This window comes from Paracraurococcus ruber (assembly GCF_004353985.1).
GTDB classification, from domain to species: Bacteria; Pseudomonadota; Alphaproteobacteria; order Acetobacterales; family Acetobacteraceae; genus Paracraurococcus; species Paracraurococcus ruber.
This window is the reverse complement of sequence record NZ_SMOA01000655.1, coordinates 1-679: the sequence shown is the minus strand read 5'-3', so window position 1 is coordinate 679 and position 679 is coordinate 1. Positions and strand designations below refer to the sequence as shown.

Genomic DNA, 679 nt, shown 5'->3' with positions numbered 1-679 from the left:
AGGCGGCGCGCGGCGATCCCCCGGGCGGCCAGGCGCGCCACCACGCCGGCGGCCTCGGCCGCGCTTTCCGGCCGCAGCCCGTGATCCACCACCAGCGCCAGCAGCGTGCCGCCCCGGCCGCGGGCCCAGCGATCCGCCAGCAGGGCCAGCGCCAGGCTGTGCGGCCCGCCGGAGACGCCGGCCGCCAGCCGCGGCGCCGGGCCGAAGGGCCCGAGCGGCGCCATCAGCGCGGCGAATTCCGCCGCGCCGACCGGACCCTGTCCCTCAGCGGCAGCCGGCGCGCTGCCGGCCGGCATCCAGCCGCTCCTTCAGCGCGCCGCGAAGCTGCGGATACTCGCTCTGCACCACGCCGAAGGCGTCGCAGGCCTCCCGCCGCTGGTTCAGGTTGGCCAGGGAAGTGCCGAAGCCGATCAGCGCCTCGGCCGCCCGGCTGCCCTTCTGGTTGGCCTTGTAGGCCTCGCCATAGGCGACGGCCGCGTCCTGCCAGTTGCGCTGGCCGAACTCGGCATCCGCCAGCAGGAAGCGGGCATCGTAGCCGCGCGGGCTGCCGCGGGCCGCCAGCACCTCCCGCGCCGCCGCCTCGGCGGCCGGGTAGTCGCGCCGCGACAGCGCCGACTGGCCGTCCGCCAGCGCCTTCTCGGGCGTGCGGGCGGCCGGCGTGGCCGGGGCCGCGGGGGCG

At 79.1% G+C, this 679-nt stretch carries 2 protein-coding genes; both read right to left on the bottom strand.

Features of this window, described 5'->3' with window-relative positions:
• A partial coding sequence (locus tag E2C05_RS32325) for an ATP-binding protein (protein ID WP_275670533.1) occupies window positions 1-296 on the bottom strand: 296 nt, incomplete at its 3' end.
• Window positions 265-679: tetratricopeptide repeat protein (locus tag E2C05_RS32320; protein WP_133223665.1), on the bottom strand; the 415-nt coding region annotated here is incomplete at its 5' end. The genes E2C05_RS32320 and E2C05_RS32325, both read right to left, overlap by 32 nt.